This is a genomic window from Burkholderia sp. 3C (genome assembly GCF_054589155.1).
Genome location: NZ_BAAILN010000144.1, coordinates 1 through 1,145, shown reverse-complemented (window position 1 = coordinate 1,145; position 1,145 = coordinate 1). Strand labels below are relative to the sequence as shown.

Annotated in this window: 1 protein-coding gene; it reads left to right on the top strand. The window is 65.8% G+C overall.

The features are described 5' to 3' along the window. The coding region (locus tag ACYP33_RS30175; RefSeq protein ID WP_459624959.1) for an ABC transporter substrate-binding protein at positions 1-1,145 on the top strand (1,145 nt) is incomplete at both ends.

Below are 1,145 nucleotides of genomic sequence, written 5' to 3'. Positions count from 1 at the left end.
CGCGGCGCTCGCCGTGGCGGCCCTGGCCGGCGCCTGGACGGCGAGCGCCGCGGCCGGCACGCTGACGATCAATATCGCGTTCAAGGGCGCGAGCCAGCGCACCGTGTGGACGCAGGTGATCGAGCAGTTCCGCAAGGCGCATCCCGGCACCGAGGTGAAGACCGCGTTCGTCGACGAGGAAGCCTACAAGGCGCAGTTGCCGAACTGGCTGATGACCGCGCCGCCCGACATCGTCACCTGGCACGACGGCGAGCGCATGGCCTACTACGCCAAGCGCGGCCTGTTCGAGGATCTGTCGGCCGACTGGCAGGCCAATCATTGGGACGGCATGTACGCGTCCACCAAGGAGGCCTCGTCGTACAACGGCAAGCCGTACGCGGCGCCCACCGTGTATTACGCGTGGGGCATGTTCTATCGCAAGAACCTGTTCAAGAAGGTCGGGATTGCGAACGAACCGGCCACCTGGGCGGAATTCCTCGACGATTGCAAGAAGCTCAAGGCGGCCGGCATCACGCCGATCGCCGTGGCCGGGCGCGATGCGTGGACGCTGGCCGGCTGGTTCGACTATCTCGACCTGCGCCTGAACGGCAACGCGTTCCACCAGCAACTGATGGCGGGCACCATCCCCTACACCGACGCACGCGTGAAGAAGGTCTACGCGGCGTGGCGGCAACTGATCGACGCGGGCTACTTCATCGACAACGCACTGTCCTACGATCTCGACGCCGCGCAGCCGTTCCTGTTCCAGGACAAGGCCGCGATGATGCTGATGGGCACCTTCATCACCGGCGGCTTCACGCCGGCGGTGCGCCAGGACATGGGCTTCTTCCGCTTCCCGGTGATCGACCCGAAGGTGCCGACCGCCGAGGATGGCCCGGTCGAATCGTTGCACATTCCGTCGAAGGCGAAGAACAAGGCCGACGCGCACGCGTTCCTCGCCTACACGCAAACGCCCGCGATCAGCGCGCAACTGGCCAAGGGGCTCGGCTCGCTGCCGGCCAACAGCCAGTCGCCGGAGCCGGACGATCCGATCTCGAAGATCGGCTTCCATATCCTGTCGAGCACGACGGGCGGCATCGCGCAGTTCTACGATCGCGACATGACCAAGGAGATGGCCGACGAAGGCATGAAGGGCATGCAGCAGG